Here is a 19,182-nt window from a genome sequence, read left to right on the forward strand (position 1 = left end):
CAATGAAAGGCTTCACAAAGGGGTTCTCCCGACTGACCGAAGCGATTGCCGGCGGGATGCTGGCGGCAATCTTCCTAATCTTCCTTCTGCAAATTCTCTTGCGGTATTTCTTTACCCCCGCCGGTTGGACGCTTGAACTGATCGGCATCCTCTGGGTCTGGGTGATCTTTTTTAGCTGCGCGTTCATCGTGCGCGAGAGAGATCACGTGAAGTTCGACATCATCTACCTTTCGGTGCCGATGCGCGTTCGTCAGGTCTTTGCGATGCTGGCGGCCGCGGCGATTGTGGTCGGGATGCTCTACAGTTTCCTGCCGACGTGGGACTACATCGACTGGATGAAAATCCGCAAAACCTCGACTGTGCGTAATCCGTTCTCGGGCGAGAAGATACCGCTGCGCACCGTGTTTTCAATCTACGCGGTGTTCATGCTGGTCGTGGCCGCGCGCTATGGCTGGCTGTTCTTCGACATCCTTCGCAACGGTCCACCTAAAACCGAACTTGAAATGGTCGTGGGATTTAACGTGGTCGATGATCACCCCCGCGTTGACGGCGAAGACGATGAGGACGCAAGCAAATGAGCTTTGAACTTCTTTCCTGCCTGCTCGCTCTCTTTCTTTTGGCAGGCATCGGGACACCTATCGGCTATTCCATCCTTTTGGCCTCATTAGTGTATCTGGGAACGGCTGGATTGGACGTCGCCCTCGCAGGTGAGAAGATCCTGCAAGGCTTTTACAAAAGCACGATCCTGCTAGCCGTGCCTTTGTTCATCGTTGCCGCAAATATCATGAACGCAGGGTCGATCACAGACCGCTTGCTGAACTTCTGCGTCGCTGCGGTCGGTCGGTTCAAGGGCGGCCTCGGGCACGTAAACGTGGTAGCATCTCTGATCTTTTCCGGTATGTCCGGCTCGGCTGTCGCGGATGCCGCGGGGATCGGCAAGATCATCATTGAGATGATGACCAAGGATGGCCGCTACAGCCGAGGTTATGCTGCTGCTATTACCGCGGCGTCGGCGACGATTGGCCCGATCATTCCGCCCTCGATCCCAATGGTTTTGTACGCGCTCGTTTCCAAGGCCTCCATCGGATCTCTGTTCTTAGCCGGTATTCTGCCGGGCCTGATCATGGGCGTCGTCCTCATGGCAATGAACTATTACCTGGCCGGAAAGCGGAACTTTGCATTGGAAGATCCTGTTCCTCTGCGCGAATTGCCGGCTAAAACCGCCAACGCGTTTCCGGCACTGCTGATGCCCGCAATCCTGCTGTACGGTATATATGGCGGCGTCACCACTCCGACCGAAGCCGCCGCAGTTGCTGCATTCTACGCTCTGCTACTGGCAGCGTTGTTCTACCGCGCGCTGACCTTCCGTGGCCTTTATCAAGTGTTCGTCGACAGCGCGCGCTCCTCCGCCGCCGTCGGGGTGGTTATTGGTGGTGCGTTTATCTTGAACTTCATCGTTATTCAGGAGCAAATACCGCAGTCGATCTCGGCACTGCTGGAGGGTTCGGATGTTAGCCCGATTGTATTCCTGATCCTCGTAAACCTGCTGATCCTCGCGCTGGGATGCGTTTTGGACGCGACGACGATCATCCTGGTGATCGTGCCCCTGTTCATTCCAACCTGCGAAGCGCTCGGGATTGATCTGGTGCATTTCGGAGTGTTGGTCGTCGTGAACTCGATGATCGGTCTGATCACGCCGCCCTATGGAATTCTGCTCTTTGTGATCAACGCCGTGACGGACATTCCGCTGCGTGAAATCATCTCGGAGATTTGGGCCTTCCTGGCGGTGCTCATCTTCGCCCTCGTGATCATGATGCTGATGCCTGATCTGGTCCTGTGGTTGCCGCGTATGTTTGGATATCAGGGATAATGTGCCTCTCGGTTTCGACAACGTCGATCCCCGGTGATCTGGCCGAAAAACTGAGTTCTATCGCCGACGCGGGGTTCGGAGGTGTCGAATTACACGAACCGGATTTGACCGCTTTTGACGGGCCGCCATCGCAAGTCCGCGAAATTGCATCAGAGCTCGGCCTTAAGATTTGCCTGCTGCAACCCTTCCATAACCTCGAAGGCCAGTCCGGCGGTGGACGGGAGCGCGCCTTTGATCGGCTGAAGAGCAAACTCGACCTGATGAACGAGTTGGGAACGGAATTGCTGCTCATCGGGTCCGCTTTCGAGGTTGATGCCGCTGCCACCGAAGAACAGGTAGTCGCAGATCTTGGCGAGGCGGCCGAGATCGCGAAAGAGATGGGGTTGCGTCTGGCCTATATGGGCTTGCCATGGTCGGATCTTGTTCACTCCGATGAACAGGCGTTAGGCGTCGTTGAAGCCATCAACAGCCCTCATCTGGGGTTGGCTTTGAACTCATTCTTCTCGCTCGCTGACGGGTCCAAACCCGCCCGCCTTAGGGACATTCCTGGAGAGCGGCTGTTTCATGTGCAACTGTCCGATGCACCGCGACTTGAGATGGATATTCGCAGGCTCAAACGGCACTTTGGGCTTCTGCCGGGGCTTGGGTCGCTGAACCTTGCGGGCTTTGTGCGGGTGTTGTCCCGCGCCGGATACAAAGGGCCTTGGTCGGTTGCACGCGTCAACGAAGCAGCTCCTCAACCCGGTGGCCGAACACTGGCCCGAGACAGCTACAGGTCGCTGGTGAACCTCCTGGATGAGGTATCCCGGACCGAGCCGGGAACCGATTTCGGCATCCCGGACCTGCCGGAACGCGTCTATGCGTCAGGCTTCGAATTTGTCGAATTTACAGCCGACGAAACAAGCGGCGCGCAGCTGGCAGATATGTTGTCAGCAATGTGTTTTCGAATGGAGCGAAAACACGTATCCAAGTCCGTCGAGTTGTGGCGGCAGGGCGCGATAAACATCGTTGTGAATACCGAAAAGGAAGGATTTGCCCATTCGGCGTTCCTGGGTCACGGCCCCTCCGTTTGTGACATGGGGTTGCGTGTCAAAGATGCGGATCAGACGGTTCAGCGGGCGACCGCGTTGGGCGCGCCGAATTTCTCACAACCGGTGGGAACAGGGGAACTGGATATCCCGGCCATTCGGGGCGTTGGTGGCAACGTCGTTCATTTCATCGATGAGAAATCCGATCTCCATCGGGTATGGGACATTGAGTTCGAGCCGGTTGCGAAAACCAAAGCCACCCAACCTGCCGGTCTGCGTCGTATCGACCATCTGGCCCAGACGATGCGTCACGATGAGATGCAAAGCTGGCTACTCTACTACATTTCGACTTTCGAGATGGCAAAATCCCCTATCGTGAACGTCGCCGACCCGTCTGGTGTCGTGCAAAGCCAGGCTATCGAAAGTCCCGAAGGCGAAGTGCGCTTAAACCTGAATGGGGCAGTTGGGCGTCGAACACTGGCGGCGTCATTCCTTGAAGATGGCTTTGGGGCTGGTGTTCAGCACATTGCCTTCCAGTCGGATGATATTTTTGAAACTTCAGCCCAGTTGCTCAAGTCTGGCTTTCCCAGCCTGTCCATCCCGGAGAACTACTACGCTGATCTGCAAGCGACATTCGGATTGGATGACGACTTGGTCGCCCAATTGCGCAGGGGGAGTATTCTCTACGATCGGGCGGCGGGTGCTGAGTATTTTCAGATATACAGCCGCCCCATCTTTAACGGCTTCTTCTTCGAAATTGTTGAACGCCGTATGGGCTATGCCGGTTATGGCGCGCGCAATGCACCCATTCGCCTTGCCGCGCAAAGCAAAACCCAGCCGGTGAAAGAGGTGCAGACGCAATGACCGCGCAGACGACAGACGATGAGCGCGCCGTTCGCCAATGGTGGCGTACCTCCATCATCGACATGAAACCTGGACAGATCTCTTTTCGTGGCAACGCCATAGAGGACCTGATCGGAAACGTATCTTTCCCGCAGATGATCTGGCTTATGGTGCGGGGCGATCTACCCAGCGACGCGCAAGCGCGCCTGTTCGAAGCCGCTTTGGTCGCAGGCGTGGATCACGGCCCACAGGCTCCCTCAATCGCGGCTGCGCGTATGGCCGCCACCTGCGGGGTAGGTCTCAATAACGCGATGGCGACTGCGGTGAACATGCTGGGCGACGTGCACGGCGGGGCAGGAGAGCAGTGTGCAGAGCTGTACTATGATATCGCAGCTCGCATGGATTGCGGAGCATCGTTGAATGACGCAGTGAAGGACGGTCTGGACAGCTGGCGCGAGACCTATGGCAAGATCGTCTCGGGCTTTGGTCACAGGTTTCACAAACCTGTCGATCCACGCGCACCCCGATTGATGCAACTTGTTCGAGATGCGGCGGCAGAAGGCACAGTTTCTGGCCGGTTTGCCGATATCGGAGAAGAGGTTCAAGCCGAACTCGGTCGTCAACGAGGCGGTCGGCCAATTGCCATGAATATTGACGGCGCGACAGCTGTGATCTTCTGCGAACTTGGCTTTCCTGCGCCCTTGTCGCGAGGGCTGTTCTGCCTGTCCCGCTCGGTCGGAATACTCGCCCACGCTTGGGAACAGATGAACCAGGGTGGCCGCAACAAAGGGCCGATTCCCCCTAATTACTTACCCCTCTACGAAGACAGGAATGATGAAACGTGAGACATCGAAATCCTTCCGGGTCGGCCTTATCGGCTGTGGTCGTATCAGCGATATTTATCTAAAAACACTATCCAAATTCTCAAACGTTGAGGTCGTGGCTTGCGCAAGCCTTGACCCTTCGGAAAGCCGCACCAAGGCAGATCAATACGGTATCGCCAAGGCCTGTGCGCCAGATGGGGTGTTTGACGATCCGACGATTGACTGCGTTCTGAATCTGACAATTCCGGCGGCGCATGCCGAAATCAGCCTGCGTGCGTTGGAGGCGGGCAAGCACGTCTATTCCGAGAAGCCGCTGGTTATGGATCGAACGGATGGTAAGACGATTCTGCACATGGCCTCTGAAAAGGGGCTACTGGTCGGTTGCGCACCCGACACATTTCTGGGCGGTCGTTGGCAAACCGTTCGGCGCTTGATCGATGAGGGTGCCATTGGCAAACCGACAGGGGTTTTTGCCCATGTCGGTACCCACGGGACGGAACGCCACCATCCCAACCCGGATTTCTACTACCAGGCCGGTGGCGGGCCCTTGCTGGACCTTGGGCCATATTACCTGACCGCCATGGTTTGCTGCCTTGGCCCGGTTGACCGGGTCGCCGGAATGGCTCGGCGCACGTTCGACAAAAGGATGATCGAAAACGGCCCTCGCAACGGTGAATGGATGGATGTCGAGGTCGACACGCATTCCCTAAGCCTACTGCAGTTCTCTTCCGGGGCTATAGGGTCGATGACCATGAGCTTTGACGTCTGGGATAGCGAAACGCCGCGGTTCGAGATCTACGGTGAAAAAGGCACCATCAGCATTCCTGATCCTGACCCGGTTCATGGTGCCAACATCTTTCAGGGGGATGTCTGGCTGAAAACGCGGGAGACCTCGCGCTGGTCTCATCAGCCGCGCCCATCCGGTCGCGAAGGCTGGCAGGTGGTCGTCAACAAACACGGGTTCAATGAGGACAGTCGCGGGCTCGGCCTTTTGGATCTGGCTCTGGCGGCGCAAGAAGGACGCCAACCCCGTGCAAGTGGAGCGCTCGCCTACCACGTTTTCGAGGTCATGGACGCGATCGAACGGGCACCAAAATTTGGCGCCTATCAGACGATAGAAAGCCGTTGCGCGGCTCCGGAGCCTTTGCCGGTCGATTTCCTTAACGATGAGAGGAAGGAATTGGTTCATGCCGATTGAGACACTCGACTTTGCTCAGCCATTCTTTCGCGTCCAGCACATAACTGACGAGCGCAGAATTTCTATCGAGGGTCGCGCCATCGTCCTTAACCTTGGGGGGCGAAATCTCTCTGTCGAGGATCAGACCATTGCACCGCTTTCCTCTGTGATCGTGCAAGACAGCACGCTTAGCGGCGTGGAACGTGCAGTCATTGTCCACGATTTCGACGCCCATGCCGATGACAACGAGTTGTTCGCATGGGTGAAAGATACATGGCCATCTGCTTTTGATGTTCGCCAAGAGGAGCGTTTACGCGGTGTCAGCCACTACATGTCGCCAAAGGTCTTTGTGGGTAACGTTGGGCTGACCATGTACCATTCCGGCTCGGTGCCGCTGAATGTCGGATTGCACAAGGATCATCCGTTCTGCCCGGTACCGGGGTTTCGCGAAGTGCATACACAAATCGTAGGCTTTGGGAAAATGCAGCAATGCCGTGAGCGGGATGTTGAATCCCTTTACCTCGAAGAATTCATGGCCCCCGGCACGACGCACAAACCGATGTATGACGCCGAAGGCAACTATCCCTGGCATCAGTACGAGACGATTACCCCCAGCATTTTCATGGCGGTGGAAATGCTGCCGGAAGGCGTACGGGTCTCGGAAATGGAGGTTCAGAATGGCTGAGAGACTTTTGCCCGAAAACCTGAAATTTGATGGCCCCTTCCCCCGCTTGTCTCGCCGTTTGCGGCTGGGGGTTGTTGGCGGTGGGCGTATCTCGGTCACGCAGGCAACGGCGGCCCGGATGACGGACCGGTGGGAGGTCGCCGCAGGCGCGCTCAGTTCAGATGCCGAGCGCAGCAGGGCACGCGGGGCCGAGTGGTTCCTGCCAGCCGACAGGTGTTATGCGTCGTTCGACGAGATGGCGCAGGCCGAGGCGGCGCGCCCGGATGGCGTGGATGCCGTTATGATCACGACCCCGAACCACGTTCATTTCGAAGCGGCCAAAGCGTTTCTGGAGGCGGGCATTGACGTGCTGTGCGACAAGCCACTGACCAATGAAGTCGACGAGGCCGAGGGGCTTGAGGAGATTACCGCGCGCACGGGACACATCTTTGCTGTCGGCTATGCGATGTCGTGTTTTCCAGTAATCCGTCAGGCCAAACAAATCGTGGCGGAAGGCGGTATCGGTAAAATCAACCAAATCCACGTCGAGTTCATGCAAGACTGGATGACGCCCGATGATGTTGCTGATGCGCCCCACGTCAAATGGCGACTGAACCCAAAGATATCTGGTCCGACCAGTTGTGTCGGCGATATCGGCACCCATGCCGCGCATCTCGCCAGCTTTGTCTCGGGCCTGCCCTTGACCGACCTACGGGCCGAGTTTCATGTCTGCGGCGCGCCTAAGCCTTTGGAAGACACGGTGTTCATGTTCACCCGCTATAAAAACGAGGTTCCGGGAACCCTGATGGCGACACGCCTTGCACCGGGAAATCGGGGTGGGTTGCGGTTGCGCATTTTCGGGAGCGAAGGAGGTCTTGAGTGGGATTTGGAGAATTCGGAGCAGCTGAAGTTCAATCGGTTTGGTGAGCCGGATCGTATCATCAGTCGAGGTCACGGGCATGGTATCGGACACGGCGCGGAACGTCTGATCCGTACCGCGCGCGGCTTCCCCGAAGGGATTATCGAAGCCTGGGCCAACCTCTATACGGAATTTGCCATGGCCGTAGCCGCGCGTCGGGATGGCGTTACCGTTCCGACCGATTGGCTGACATATCCCAGCGTCAATCAAGGCGCAGACGGTGTCAGATTCATTGACGCCTCTGTGCGCTCTCACCAGTCCGGAGGGGACTGGGTCACTCTCTAAGGCTCCGCCAACACGAAGGTTAAGCACGCCCGGGTTGTTGCCCAGGCGTTTTCATTTCCTGCTCAGCATTAAAAGTTGATATTTTAAAAAATATCATATATTTTGTATTACATGTGATGAAAATGAGATTCGCAGGCACGTGGAGCTGTCGTTCATGGCGAAACCTGAAGAGGCTGGCGCAAGCCCCTCTCTCTATTCCTTGGCGCATTTGACGCTGATTGGCTGTACGCCGCCCGAGTTGGTCTATATCGCCGCGCGGGCCGGTTACGATGCCGTCAGCCCTCGGTTCATTCCGATGCATGTGCCCGGTGAATTCACCCAATCGCCAATCGACAAGGCGCAGGTGCAGGCTACCAAAACTGCTCTCTCTACAACCGGTTTGAAAGTCCTTGATGTCGAACTGGCGCGCATCACCGAAGACGTCGATCCGCGCAGTTTTGAGCCTTCGTTGGAGGTCGGCGGAGAGCTGGGCGCCAAACGCATGATCATGAGCGCGTGGACCAATACCCGCGATGATCGTGACTTCCTGATCGACGTCTATTCCGAGACCTGCGAACTGGCGGCTCCGTATGGGCTAACAGTGGACCTTGAGTTTCCAAGCTTCTCCCGCTTGCGCACTCTGGATGAGGCGCTTGACATCGTGCGTGCCTCCGATCAGCCCAACGGCGGTATTTTGGTCGATACGCTTTACCTGCACCTCAGCCGTGTGGATCTGGGCGAACTGTTGCACGTCCCCTCGGACCTGTTTCACTTCCTGCATATCTCCGATTGCTTGCCCGGCATCGCCGACACGCGCGAAGGTATGATCCAGCTGGCTCGCGATGCGCGGCTCTATCCCGGCGAGGGCTGGATTGATTTCACCGGCATAATCGAACGGATGCCACCCGTCGACTATTCCATTGAATTGCCCAACCAAAGCCGCGTTGCCGAGTTGGGATATGAAGAACACGCGCGTCGCTGTCTCAGCCACGCCAAGCGAACATTTGGCGAGGCGCGGTCACAGCGTCGTATGCCCGATGCTACAATTCCAAAACACCAAGAGGATCATCATGGGCAAAGAGCTCACTGAAAACGACCGCAACATGGCGGCAGATATGCTGGCACGCGCCCGCGCTGCCATGGCCGAGATCGAGGATTGGGATCAGGACAGGCTGGACCGCCTGTCTCAGGCCATCGCGTGGTATGCAGGTAATGAGAAAACCTTCACGCGTCTGGCTCAACAAGGCGTGGATGAGAGCGGTATCGGAGATCGCGAAGGCCGCCCAGCGAAGCGCTTCAAGATTCACATGGTGCTGCGAGATGTCTTGCGCACACCCTCGACCGGCATCGTCGAGGTTGATGAGGAAAAAGGTCTGGTGAAATATGCCAAACCTGCTGGCGTCATCGCATCCCTGATCCCAATGACTAACCCAGCGATGACACCACCGGTGACCGGCGTTTCCGCCGCCAACGCCCGGAATGCCGTCATTTTCAGCCCGCACCCGCGAACCGCTCATACGACCTTCGAAATGGTCGAGGTTATGCGTGCAGCTTGTCGTGCTGCCGGTGCCCCCGAGGACTTGTTTCAATCCATTCGCAAACCCTCGATCCCATTGACGCAACATCTGATGGAGATCTGCGACTTGACTTTGGCGACGGGCGGCAAACCCATGGTCAAAGCGGCGTACAGTTCAGGGCGTCCAGCCTATGGTGTCGGCGCAGGCAATTCATCCATTGTCATTGATGAGACTGCCGATCTGGATATCGCCGCGCAGAATACCCGTATTTCAAAGACCTCCGACTTTGGGTCGGGCTGCTCGGCCGACGGCAACATCATCATCCAGCGCTCAGTTTACGACGATATGGTCAAGGCGCTTCAAGCCGAGGGAGGCTACCTGTGTTCGGATGAAGAGAAGGCCATGCTCGAAGCGGCCATGTGGGATGAAAAGGGAAACCGTACGTTTCCGACCATTGCCTGTCCGCCGCAGCAAACGGCCAAGGTCGCCGGTTTTAGCATCCCCGAAGATCGCAAGTTTCTGATGGTTGAAAATCAGGGGCAAATCGGGCCGCAGCACAAGTTCTCCAAGGAAAAACTGACCACGCTGATGGCGCTTTATCACTTCGAAACGTTCGATGATGCGCTGGAAACGGTCAGCCAGATCTACAACACCGGGGGCAAGGGCCATTCCTGCGGCATCTACAGCCACAATGACGATCATATCGACCGGTTGGCGCGTCTGGCTCCGGTCAGCCGTATGATGGTGCGACAGCCTCAATCCAAGGCCAATGCGGGTGCCTGGACAAATGGCATGCCTATGACCAGCAGCCTGGGCTGCGGCATCTGGGGCGGCAACATCACCAACGAAAACGTCACCATGAAACACATGATGAACTACACCTGGGTCAGTCGTCCGATCCCTGAGGATCGCCCCTCGGAGCCGGACCTGTTCGGTGAGTTCTACGGACAGGAGGTCGCGTGATGGACGGAGCGAAACTGGACGGCAAAACCGTTGCCGAACATATCGTTGACTTTCTCGAACGCCGTGAGGTTAAGCATGTGTTCGGGCTTTGTGGCCATACAAACATCGCAGTTCTGGCCGCGTTGGCCGAAAGCCCAATTGATTTCGTCACGGTGCGGCACGAACAAATCGCCAGCCACGCGGCAGACGCTTACGCCCGCGTGACAGGCAAGGCCTCGGTGGTGTTGTCCCATCTCTCCCCGGGGCTGACCAATTGTGCCACCGGGGTCGCCAACGCCGCACTGGACTGTATCCCGATGGTCGTGATCGCGGGCGATATTCCTACACACTACTACGGCAAACACCCACATCAGGAAGTGAACCTCCATGCCGACGCCGCCCAGTGGGAGATCTATCGACCCTTCGTAAAACGCGCCTGGCGGGTCGACCGCGCAGATTTAATGGCCGAGATTCTTGAAAAGGCGTTCCATCTGGCTGAAAGCGGCCAGCCCGGGCCGGTACTGGTCAATGTTCCCATGGACATCTTTTCAGAGGTGATCCCCTCGGACAGTTTCGACCGTATTCGCGACAACACGCGCGCTCTCAAGAAACCGTCGATTGACGACGAGACAGCGGGCGAGATTGTCGAAGCGTTGGCTAAAGCCGAAAGCCCAGTCGCTTATGTCGGAGGCGGTATTCTTCTGGCACAGGCCAGCGAGGAGCTGCGCGCGTTCGTTGAACATATGGGCCTGCCCGTCGCGCATTCCCTGATGGGTAAAGGTGCCCTGCGGGATGACCATCCGCTCGTGCTGGGAATGACCGGGTTTTGGGGCACAGAACTGGTCAATCAGTCCTGCCTGAATGCGGACTACATCTTTGCGGTGGGCACCCGGTTCAAAGAGGCTGATTGTTCAAGTTGGTATCCCGGCTACACGTTCAACATTCCCGGCTCGAAGGTCATTCATATCGACATCGAACCGCAGGAGATCGGTCGGAACTATCCCACCGAGATCGGAGTCGTTGCTGACGCCAAGGCCGCATTGCGCGTCCTCAACCGGGTCGCCCGCGAGATGTATCCGGACGGCTTCAAGCGCCCTGCGCTGGAGCAGAAGATCGCTAGCTTCCGGACGGACTTCAAAGCGCGCAACGTGGAAATGGCGACCTCATCGGCCTTTCCAATGATGCCCGAACGTATTCTGGCAGATACCCGCGAGGCACTGCCCGAGGATGCCATCATCACCACGGACGTTGGGTGGAACAAGAACGGTGTCGGGCAACAGTTCGACATTTTGACGCCGGGTTCAATCCTGACCCCGGGCGGGTTCGCGACGATGGGTTTCGGTCCTCCGGGCGCGATCGGCGCAAAACTGGCGGCACCTGATCGAGTCGTACTAAGTTTGGTTGGTGATGGTGGATTCGGTCAAAATCCTTCGATGCTGGCAACAGCAGTCGAACTTGATCTGGGTATCATCTGGCTGGTCATGAATAACAACGCCTTCGGAACGATCGCCGGCCTTCAAAAAGCGCATTACGGTCTAACTTATGGAACCACGTTCCCGGGATCAGCCGCCGCACCCGCAAACGGACCGGGCTATGCGGACATTGCGCGAGCTTATGGTGCGGAAGGGCACAGGCTCGGCGCCGCTGACGAGTTGTTGCCTGCATTGGACGCGGCAATTGCCAGCGGCAAACCAACTGTTCTTGATGTCCCAATGATCAACAACCCAACACCAACAACCGGGCATTGGAATATTCTCGACATCTATTCGCCAGACAGGGATGTTTCGCACGTTGCAACCTAAAGCAATTTAGAGTGTGCGATCCGCCTATGCATACGGCTTTTGCCCGTATCTGTTAAACAGAAGGGCAATTGCCGCTATGCGATGGTTTCAGCTTGATGGAAAATCTTTGAGTCGCAAATGGCAAAACCCGTGCGCCCATCAAAAATCGAATGACTCAAAATCAATGACTTAGCTGTCGATGAATGGCAATACTATGTGTCGCCCGACAGATTTTCCAAAATTTCGATGAGACACATTAGGTTGCTTAAGCCTCTGTGTTTTATGGCTGCAGCCGGTTTGGTGGGTTTCGTTGGATTTTATCCGATCATACCCGTGTACTTTCATTGAGTGGTATATTTTGTGGTATTGTCAAAGCTGCGCTCGGCGGGAAGCTGACAAAGAAGCTGGTAGAGAATATCGGTCCGGGTCGGCGTGGTGACGGCTTTGGCCAGTACCTCGTTGTTGATCCATCTGGAGCGCGGCGCTGAATCGTGCGCTTAACGGCTAAGGCACAAAAGAACCGCAAGGGCTCTCCCCTACGCATAGATTTCGGTTTGGGCGACTCGGATTTGATCACATTGAACCAGGCGCGCAAGAGGGCGCTCGGATACCGGCAGATGGCGAAAGCGGGTTGAACCCGCGTTTCAATGCTCAGCGTGAAATCCCGACCTTCGAAGAACTCAGCGGCCAGATCCACATCGAACGCCCGCCCACATGGAAGAACGCCAAGCATGGCCAGCAATGGCTCAATAGTTTCCGTGACTATGCGTTTCCCAAGATCGGCCGCATGCCCGTGGATAGCGTCGATTAGCCCGAAGTGCTGATGTGCCTGTCGCCCATCTTGACTGAGAAACACGAAACTGCAAAGCGACTGTCTCAGCGGATCAAGACGGTGCTCGACGTGGCAAAGTCTAAGGGCTTCCGCTCTGGCGAGAACCCGGTGACCGCGATCCGCGAAGGCAAGGTGCTGCCTACCGTCAAAGCCAATGTTCAGCACCACGATGCTGTGCCGTGGCAAGAGGTGCCGGCGTTCTATGCCGAGTCGCAGACCCGTTCAGCCGTGGCCGCCAAAGCTCTGCAGTTCACCATTCTTACCGCCTGCCGCACTTCAGAAGTGTTGGAGATGAAATGGCCCGAGGTCGACGTAGATGCGCATCTATGGACCATACCTGCGGAGCGCATGAAAGGCGGGCAGGTCCATCTTGTCCCCTTCACCGATGAAATACTGGTCATTCTGGAGCCGCTGCGCGCGCTGGCATCTGACTATGTGTTGGAGGGGCAGATAAGAAGCTGCAGAAATTGATCAACTGACTCGGCGCCGACCAGTGCCAAGGCAAAGCAGTCATCCGACCGAACTGTTTCGATAACGGCTTCGCGCCCATACCTCCCCGATACTGCACAGCACCGTATGGCTGCTCTTGCCTATTGGCTGCCTGCCATACCAGCAATCATTGCGCTTAGCGCGACGAGGTGGACAAGCATGAGTGCCTTGTCATTCCACAGTGCGCCAACGGCGAACCAACCAACGAGACCGACAAGAAACATGTAAAGGTTCCAAGGTGTCCAGCCAAACCCCGTTGCGGTGTATCCCATGATCTGAACAGCAGATGCGCCCCACTTGACCGTGAAGACAAGGCGCTCGCGCGGCAATACAAAGGCCAAGGCATCAGACTGCACGGGTCAAACCTCCGTCGATACGCAGGTTTTGTCCCGTCATGTAGCCACCATCTTCCGAGGCGAGCCATGAAATGAGAGAAGACACCTCTGACGCGAAACCGTAACGCCCCATGGGAATACGCGATTTGCGGTCTTCGGTTTCGGGCAGGCTATCGATGAAGCCAGGAAGGACGTTGTTCATGCGAATGTTCTCTGACGCGTGTTTGTCCGAAAAGAGCTTCGTGAATGCTGCAAGCCCGGCCCGGAATACCCCCGACGTTGGAAAGAGAGGGTCGGGTTCGAATGCCGCAAAGGTTGAGATGTTGATGATTGCTCCGCCGCCCTGCGCCTGCATTGTCGGCGTGACAAGCCTTGTAGGGCGGACCACGTTCATCAGGTACACTTCCATCCCTTTATGCCATTCGTCGTCGTTGATTTCGAGAATCGAACCCTTCGGTCCGTGGCCAGCAGAGTTCACCAAGACATCAATACGGCCCCAACGATCCTTCGCGCCTTCGACCAAAGCGTTGAGCGCTTCTCCGTCAAGGTTAGAACCCGTCACGCCAAAGCCCCCGAGTTTGGCGCCTAGCGCCTCACCCTTGCCTGACGAGGACAGGATGCCAACCTTGAACCCGTCTTCCGCCAATTTGCGGGCTGCATCCGCACCCATGCCGCTACCGCCTGCTGTGATCAGAGCTACTTTTTCTACTGTCATATCTAGTGTCCTTTGGTGGTTGGGTTACATATGATAAGCTTGTTGAGAAAGTGCGATTGAGAATTGATGTTGCGTGGCAGTAGAAATACTATTGCAAAATGACTGAACTCCCCCCACTCAATAGCCTGCGTGCTTTCGATGCAGCAGGCCGCCGCCTTAGTTTCCGAGCCGCCGCTGATGAATTGGGCGTCACGCAAGGGGCCGTAGCGCAACAAGTGCGTCAGCTCGAAGCGCATCTTGATGTGGCCTTGTTTGAACGGGTACCCAAGGGCCTGCGGTTCACATCGGTCGGACGCATCTATCACAAGCGGATCGCTGACGTGTTCGCAGACCTTCGATCCGCAACTGCCGAGTTGAAGCCAGAGCCGTACAAAGTCCTTATCAGCGTCACTCCGACTTTCGCCGCAAAATGGCTGATCCCCAACCTACCCGACTTTTCCGCAGCATACCCGAATATTGATTTGCGGATCATGGCCACTGAGAAAGTCTCGAGCTTTCATAGCGACGGGATTGACCTTGCAGTACGCCAAGGATCGCCGCCCTTTGGCGCATCACTAGACGTAACCCTTCTTTTCAAGCAATTGCTCATCGCGGTAGCTGCGCCAAAATTTGCGACCAAGGACGATAGTCTTCTTGAGCCAGAAACCCTCAATAAACTTCCAAAAATCCATGACACCCATGATCTTTGGCCCAGCTATCTTGCGCATTTAGGCGTCGAGTACCAGTCTCCTCGTGACCTTCATCTGAGCCAAACGTCTCTTGCTGTCGATGCTGCTATTGCCGGGCAAGGTGTGGCCTTGGTAAGCCGGTTTCTAGTGGCTCATGACATTGAAGCCAGACGCTTAGTCGAGATTGGTGCCGCCTGGGATCCGGGCCGAAATGACTTCTATGTCCTCATGCCGCGAGCCACCAAAAACAATGAGTCGGTGACCAACGTTTTGGCATGGCTAAAGTCGCGCTCCGCCGAAGATACCTGAATGCCTTGAATGGAAAGCAGGCATTTAAATCATTCGAGCGAATGGCAGTTGAGTCCGCATAGCGGAACTTGCGCAAGTATTCCGGAGCGACCGATTTCGGCATAAGCAGACATTCAAGTCCACGAAAACGGTTCTTCTGTTTTCGATGTCTGCTTTTAACAGGACCGGACGTTCGGCAAAATTGGGCCAACTTCCGGTATGCGGACACACCGGAAATTCGTAAATAGCTGGATTCCGTAGCCTACTCGATCAGCATGTGGATCTCAGCACGTACATCGGAGTTGCAAAATCCTGTTCTTCGGCCAAAGCTCGGAAACAACCTTAGTAGAGTTGAAGGAGACCCCATGGCTAATCTGGGCACACGTCCGATCAGGACGCGCGACGACATAGCCGAGTTCGAAGCCGAGATGACGCTCGACGAACGGTTGCCCGAGCAAAGCATCTTGGAGGTCTTTGAAAACAGTGCTGAGCGTGATCCCGATGCTGTTGCACTGACGATGTTGATGACCGGAGCACCAGATGAGCAGCCTCGTCGTGTCACCTACGGCCAGCTACTTGGGCAGATCCGGCGCGCAGCAAATCTTTTTGCCGAGATTGGAGGGGAGGCACCGGGCGTGGCGTATATGTTGCCCGCTTTGGTTGAAACACACGTCACGCTTTGGGGCGCAGAAACGGCTGGTTACGCTGTGCCCATAAACTTTCTTTTGCAGCCTGAGAGCATAGCAGAGCTTATCAAAGCGTCGGGGGCGAAAATCCTCGTTACTCTTGGCCCACACCCACAACTCGACATCTGGCAGAAAGCTTTGGCATTGAGGGAGCAAATCCCGGACCTCGTGCTGGTACGCGTTTCTCCCCCGGGTACGCCTGCTGAAGCCGGGGTGATTGACCTCACCGAGGCATTGTCTGACCAACCACAGGATCACCTGGCATTTGGGAAGGCCCGGAGCGGTTCTGATCTGGCGGCCTATTTTCACACCGGGGGTACAACGGGCGTTCCAAAGCTTGTTGCACACACGCATCGCAGTCAATTGGTTGCAGCTTTCGGGGGCGCAGCTATGTGTGGTTTTCGTTCGGATGATGTTTTTACGGCCACGTTCCCGCTTTTCCACGTCGCCGGCACGATTGTGGGCGGGCTCAGCTGTTTCATGGTAGGCGTAGAGCTGCTTGTGATGACGCCCGCGGGTTTGCGTAATCCATCGGTGGTCGAAAGCTTCTGGCGGCTTGTCGCAGATCACAAAGTCACGATTGTCGGAGGTGTTCCAACCGCGATTGGGGCGATCCTGCAGACACCGATTGGTGATAATGACGTCTCGGGCGTGCGGGCGGGTGCAACCGGCGCATCACTGCTTCCACCCGCCGTCGGGCAACGCTTCAAGGAGGTCACGGGCTGCACTTTGTTCGAAATTCTTGGCATGACAGAAGCGTCCGGACTGATCAGTATCGACCCACTGGGTGGTTCTGGTACTGCGGGCTCAGTGGGTTGGGCGTTGCCATACACAAGTGTCGACGTTCTGAAGCTGGAAAGCGATGGCCGTCTGGGAGAGGAATGCGAGGTCGGCGAAATTGGTGTAATTGCAATTACAGGCTCCCACGTGTCTCCAGGATACAGCGAGCCGAGCTTCAACACTGGGGTATTCGACGAGGGTGTCCTAAACTCGGGCGACTTGGGATACAAAGACGCTGATGGCTGCCTGTACGTTGCTGGCCGTTCGAAAGACCTCATTATTAGAAGCGGTCATAATATAGATCCGGCCATGATCGAAAACGCGATGAGCACCCATCCCGCTGTCGCGTTGGCCGCTGCGGTCGGGATGCCTGATCCTTATGCCGGAGAACTGCCCATGTGCTTTGTTCAGGTCCACACACCGGATGATGTTACGGTCGAGGAACTCATGGAACATGCTCGGCAGACCATCGACGAAAGACCGGCATGGCCCAAAATCATTGAAATTGTTGATGAGATCCCCCTGACGTCCGTGGGCAAGATTTTCAAACCCAGCCTGCGATGCGATGCTGCAAAGCTGGTCGTGAAAAATCTGCTTCGTGACGAACTTCAGGTGTCTAATGCCGATGTGCAGGTGGAGGCTGGAGGGCCACGCGGGCTTTGCGTGACGGTGAAACTGAATGATGCAAACACGACGTCCGGACCTCTTGTTGAGCAAAAGCTCAAGGATTTCCTGTTCGAGACGCGCATTTTGGGAGGATCGTAAAACGCGCTCGTCCTCGCTACGCGAGTTTCCGATCGCAAAATTTATTGCGCCGCGAACGCCCATTGTGCGAGCCTTTTAAACGATCGTATTGTTCGGGGAGGGCAAAATGGCGGTTCCGTTGGGTGTGATATCGGTCTTCGTCGGTCTGGCAATATGGGCGGGTCTGGCTGTTCATGCGGTCATGAAGAGAAAGTTCGTGCCCGTACTTCTCTTTGGCATTCTGCTGATGCTGTACTTGAACGCCGGATACGTCATTTACGGCCCCGCGGCCTCCATAGCTAACTTTGTCGGTATCTATGACGTGTTGATCAATTTGGGACTGAGCGATCCGTTGAGTGCCGCTGCCGTCTCCACGTGCCCAGACAATTCCTGCTCCGTCTGGGGCAACACATTCACAAACCATCCTGCGTGGGGCGTTGCCTTTTATGATCGTTTTGCGAATGGACCAGAGCTAAGATCGGCTCTGCTGCTTGGGCATGTCGTCTGCAATTCCATTGTTTTTGTGCTGATGCACGTACAAATGTTCTTTCCCGGTGGTCGGGGGGCGAACCACGCGATCCTTGGGCGCATCAGCTTTGGGATACTGACAGTTGGTGTTGGTTGCGCTGCGATACTCGCGGCCCAACACGGTCCTGTTGGAGAGTACGGCGGGGCCCTGTCGACATGGGGCTTTTTCTCAATGTCTATCTTCGTCTATGCCACCGCTGTTATGGGAATACTGGCAATAAGACGACAGGATACAGCCCAGCACCGTATCTGGATGTGGCGCTTTGTTGGTTCGATGTGGGGATCATTCTGGTTGTTTCGTGTTCTACTTTTTGTCATCGATCCGCTGTTTCGCGACATCGAAGCCCTCGCGATCCAGATTTGCATTTGGGGATCGGCGCCGGCTGGCATTTTGATTGCTGAGATGGTTCGAAGACGAGTCGATGAACGGGATGAAATCGCACCAGTCGTAGCTGAATAGGCTTTTTGTGCATCATCAGATTCACGTATGGCGATCCATAAGCACCATTCGAGACGGTCTCAAAAAGAGGCTGCTTAGGGCTCGAAGAAGACGTTCGCTGCACTTTGTATGAGTGTCTGCTATTCATGTGTTTTACCAGTCGTTCCGTCATGCTCGAACCTGAGGCATTGAAGCGTTGGCTCCAATGTTAAGTAAGGTATATTGGGTGGTATGCATTTTAGATGACAAAATTTTGTATATGTTTAATAGCAATTTACAAAAAATATTTGGTTGCTCCTTTCTCCGCAATTGCCTTCCTGTTGAGCGTCACACGAACCCGACCCAACCGTCGTAGTTAGACCAGAAAAGCGGTGAGTATTCGGCATCTGAGGGCAACCCAAGTCATATTTTCTTTTGTGAACGAAGTGAGATCCAGGGCTGCAGATCAGTCGCTGTATCTTGTAATTTGTTCGATCATTTGTGTAGTTTGCGATCTGCCAAATTGGGCCCATTCCTGCCATTGGTTATAGCACGCCGACGCTGCGCTGCGGCCCATCAAACCTGCCGTTCGCCAAAGGATCGAAATTCTTAGGCGGCCGAACTCACAGTCCACGGAAAGAGCCCTCATTCGTTGTCGTCGTGCGAATATCAGGTTCCGGGCTAATCATCAGAGCCCGAGCGCCCGTGTAGTCGCTGAACTGCCTGGCGGATATGGCAAAGCGTATCGGGCATCCCAGACTATCTGTAGCAGCATGCAACTTAGTGTTCATGCTGCCTTTGGTTTGCCCGATCAACTGACGCCGCCCGGTTAATATCATGTTGCCAATTCCACAAACACCGCCCTCCAAG

Annotated in this window: 16 protein-coding genes and 1 pseudogene; 15 read left to right on the forward strand and 2 right to left on the reverse strand. The window is 55.9% G+C overall.

The annotated features are described in order from the left end of the window. Nucleotides 1-2: 2 nt before the first annotated feature. From ACR3E7_RS16955 to ACR3E7_RS17010, 12 genes and pseudogenes are all read left to right on the forward strand, one after another. Entirely contained in the window at nucleotides 3-578 is a 576-nt protein-coding gene (locus tag ACR3E7_RS16955) for a TRAP transporter small permease (RefSeq protein ID WP_480504940.1), read from the forward strand. Further along, nucleotides 575-1,870: a TRAP transporter large permease gene (locus ACR3E7_RS16960; protein WP_108859945.1), complete on the forward strand. Its 1,296-nt coding sequence runs from the start codon at nucleotides 575-577 to the stop codon at nucleotides 1,868-1,870. Before ACR3E7_RS16955 ends, ACR3E7_RS16960 begins: the two co-directional genes overlap by 4 nt. Continuing rightward, a complete protein-coding gene (locus tag ACR3E7_RS16965) occupies nucleotides 1,870-3,762 on the forward strand; it encodes a bifunctional sugar phosphate isomerase/epimerase/4-hydroxyphenylpyruvate dioxygenase family protein (protein ID WP_480504942.1) in 1,893 nt (630 codons plus the stop codon). Before ACR3E7_RS16960 ends, ACR3E7_RS16965 begins: the two co-directional genes overlap by 1 nt. Next, nucleotides 3,759-4,586: a citryl-CoA lyase gene (locus tag ACR3E7_RS16970; RefSeq protein WP_480504944.1), complete on the forward strand. Its 828-nt coding sequence runs from the start codon at nucleotides 3,759-3,761 to the stop codon at nucleotides 4,584-4,586. The genes ACR3E7_RS16965 and ACR3E7_RS16970 overlap by 4 nt, the downstream gene beginning before the upstream one ends. Continuing rightward, complete coding sequence (locus ACR3E7_RS16975; RefSeq protein ID WP_480504946.1) at nucleotides 4,576-5,763, forward strand: Gfo/Idh/MocA family protein; 1,188 nt, start codon at nucleotides 4,576-4,578, stop codon at nucleotides 5,761-5,763. The genes ACR3E7_RS16970 and ACR3E7_RS16975 overlap by 11 nt, the downstream gene beginning before the upstream one ends. Beyond that, entirely contained in the window at nucleotides 5,753-6,427 is a 675-nt protein-coding gene (locus ACR3E7_RS16980) for a hypothetical protein (protein ID WP_480504948.1), read from the forward strand. Before ACR3E7_RS16975 ends, ACR3E7_RS16980 begins: the two co-directional genes overlap by 11 nt. Then, on the forward strand, nucleotides 6,420-7,610 hold the full coding sequence (locus ACR3E7_RS16985) for a Gfo/Idh/MocA family protein (protein WP_480504950.1): 1,191 nt from the start codon (nucleotides 6,420-6,422) through the stop codon (nucleotides 7,608-7,610). The genes ACR3E7_RS16980 and ACR3E7_RS16985 overlap by 8 nt, the downstream gene beginning before the upstream one ends. Nucleotides 7,611-7,764: 154 nt before the next feature. Next, nucleotides 7,765-8,679 (forward strand): sugar phosphate isomerase/epimerase family protein, encoded by a 915-nt coding sequence (locus tag ACR3E7_RS16990; protein ID WP_480504952.1) that lies wholly within the window; start codon nucleotides 7,765-7,767, stop codon nucleotides 8,677-8,679. Then, entirely contained in the window at nucleotides 8,660-10,069 is a 1,410-nt protein-coding gene (locus tag ACR3E7_RS16995; RefSeq protein WP_170353332.1) for an aldehyde dehydrogenase family protein, read from the forward strand. The genes ACR3E7_RS16990 and ACR3E7_RS16995 overlap by 20 nt, the downstream gene beginning before the upstream one ends. Then, nucleotides 10,069-11,850 (forward strand): thiamine pyrophosphate-binding protein, encoded by a 1,782-nt coding sequence (locus tag ACR3E7_RS17000; RefSeq protein WP_480504954.1) that lies wholly within the window; start codon nucleotides 10,069-10,071, stop codon nucleotides 11,848-11,850. Before ACR3E7_RS16995 ends, ACR3E7_RS17000 begins: the two co-directional genes overlap by 1 nt. A 610-nt stretch (nucleotides 11,851-12,460) precedes the next feature. Then, nucleotides 12,461-12,712 (forward strand): annotated as a pseudogene (locus ACR3E7_RS17005) (phage integrase central domain-containing protein); the annotation flags it as partial. Nucleotides 12,713-12,730: 18 nt separating this feature from the next. Further along, on the forward strand, nucleotides 12,731-13,132 hold the full coding sequence (locus ACR3E7_RS17010) for a tyrosine-type recombinase/integrase (protein ID WP_480505126.1): 402 nt from the start codon (nucleotides 12,731-12,733) through the stop codon (nucleotides 13,130-13,132). A 119-nt stretch (nucleotides 13,133-13,251) separates the two neighbouring features. On the opposite strand, the gene ACR3E7_RS17015 is transcribed toward ACR3E7_RS17010, so the two are convergent. Together ACR3E7_RS17015 and ACR3E7_RS17020 are read right to left on the reverse strand one after the other, a co-directional pair. Continuing rightward, complete coding sequence (locus tag ACR3E7_RS17015; RefSeq protein ID WP_480504955.1) at nucleotides 13,252-13,506, reverse strand: DUF6552 family protein; 255 nt, start codon at nucleotides 13,504-13,506, stop codon at nucleotides 13,252-13,254. Next, nucleotides 13,496-14,200 (reverse strand): SDR family oxidoreductase, encoded by a 705-nt coding sequence (locus ACR3E7_RS17020; RefSeq protein WP_480504957.1) that lies wholly within the window; start codon nucleotides 14,198-14,200, stop codon nucleotides 13,496-13,498. Before ACR3E7_RS17020 ends, ACR3E7_RS17015 begins: the two co-directional genes overlap by 11 nt. Before the next feature lie 98 nt (nucleotides 14,201-14,298). On the opposite strand from ACR3E7_RS17020, the gene ACR3E7_RS17025 reads away from it, so the two are divergent. The 3 genes from ACR3E7_RS17025 to ACR3E7_RS17035 all read left to right on the forward strand — a co-directional run bounded on the left by ACR3E7_RS17025 (nucleotide 14,299) and on the right by ACR3E7_RS17035 (nucleotide 18,354). After that, nucleotides 14,299-15,177, forward strand: coding sequence for a LysR substrate-binding domain-containing protein (locus ACR3E7_RS17025; protein ID WP_480504959.1), 879 nt, complete (start codon nucleotides 14,299-14,301; stop codon nucleotides 15,175-15,177). 344 nt (nucleotides 15,178-15,521) lie between these two features. Continuing rightward, nucleotides 15,522-17,387 (forward strand): AMP-binding protein, encoded by a 1,866-nt coding sequence (locus ACR3E7_RS17030; RefSeq protein WP_480504961.1) that lies wholly within the window; start codon nucleotides 15,522-15,524, stop codon nucleotides 17,385-17,387. A 106-nt stretch (nucleotides 17,388-17,493) separates the two neighbouring features. Continuing rightward, on the forward strand, nucleotides 17,494-18,354 hold the full coding sequence (locus ACR3E7_RS17035) for a DUF2306 domain-containing protein (protein WP_480504963.1): 861 nt from the start codon (nucleotides 17,494-17,496) through the stop codon (nucleotides 18,352-18,354). Nucleotides 18,355-19,182 lie beyond the last annotated feature (828 nt).

Source organism: Ruegeria sp. BK1 (assembly GCF_056535645.1).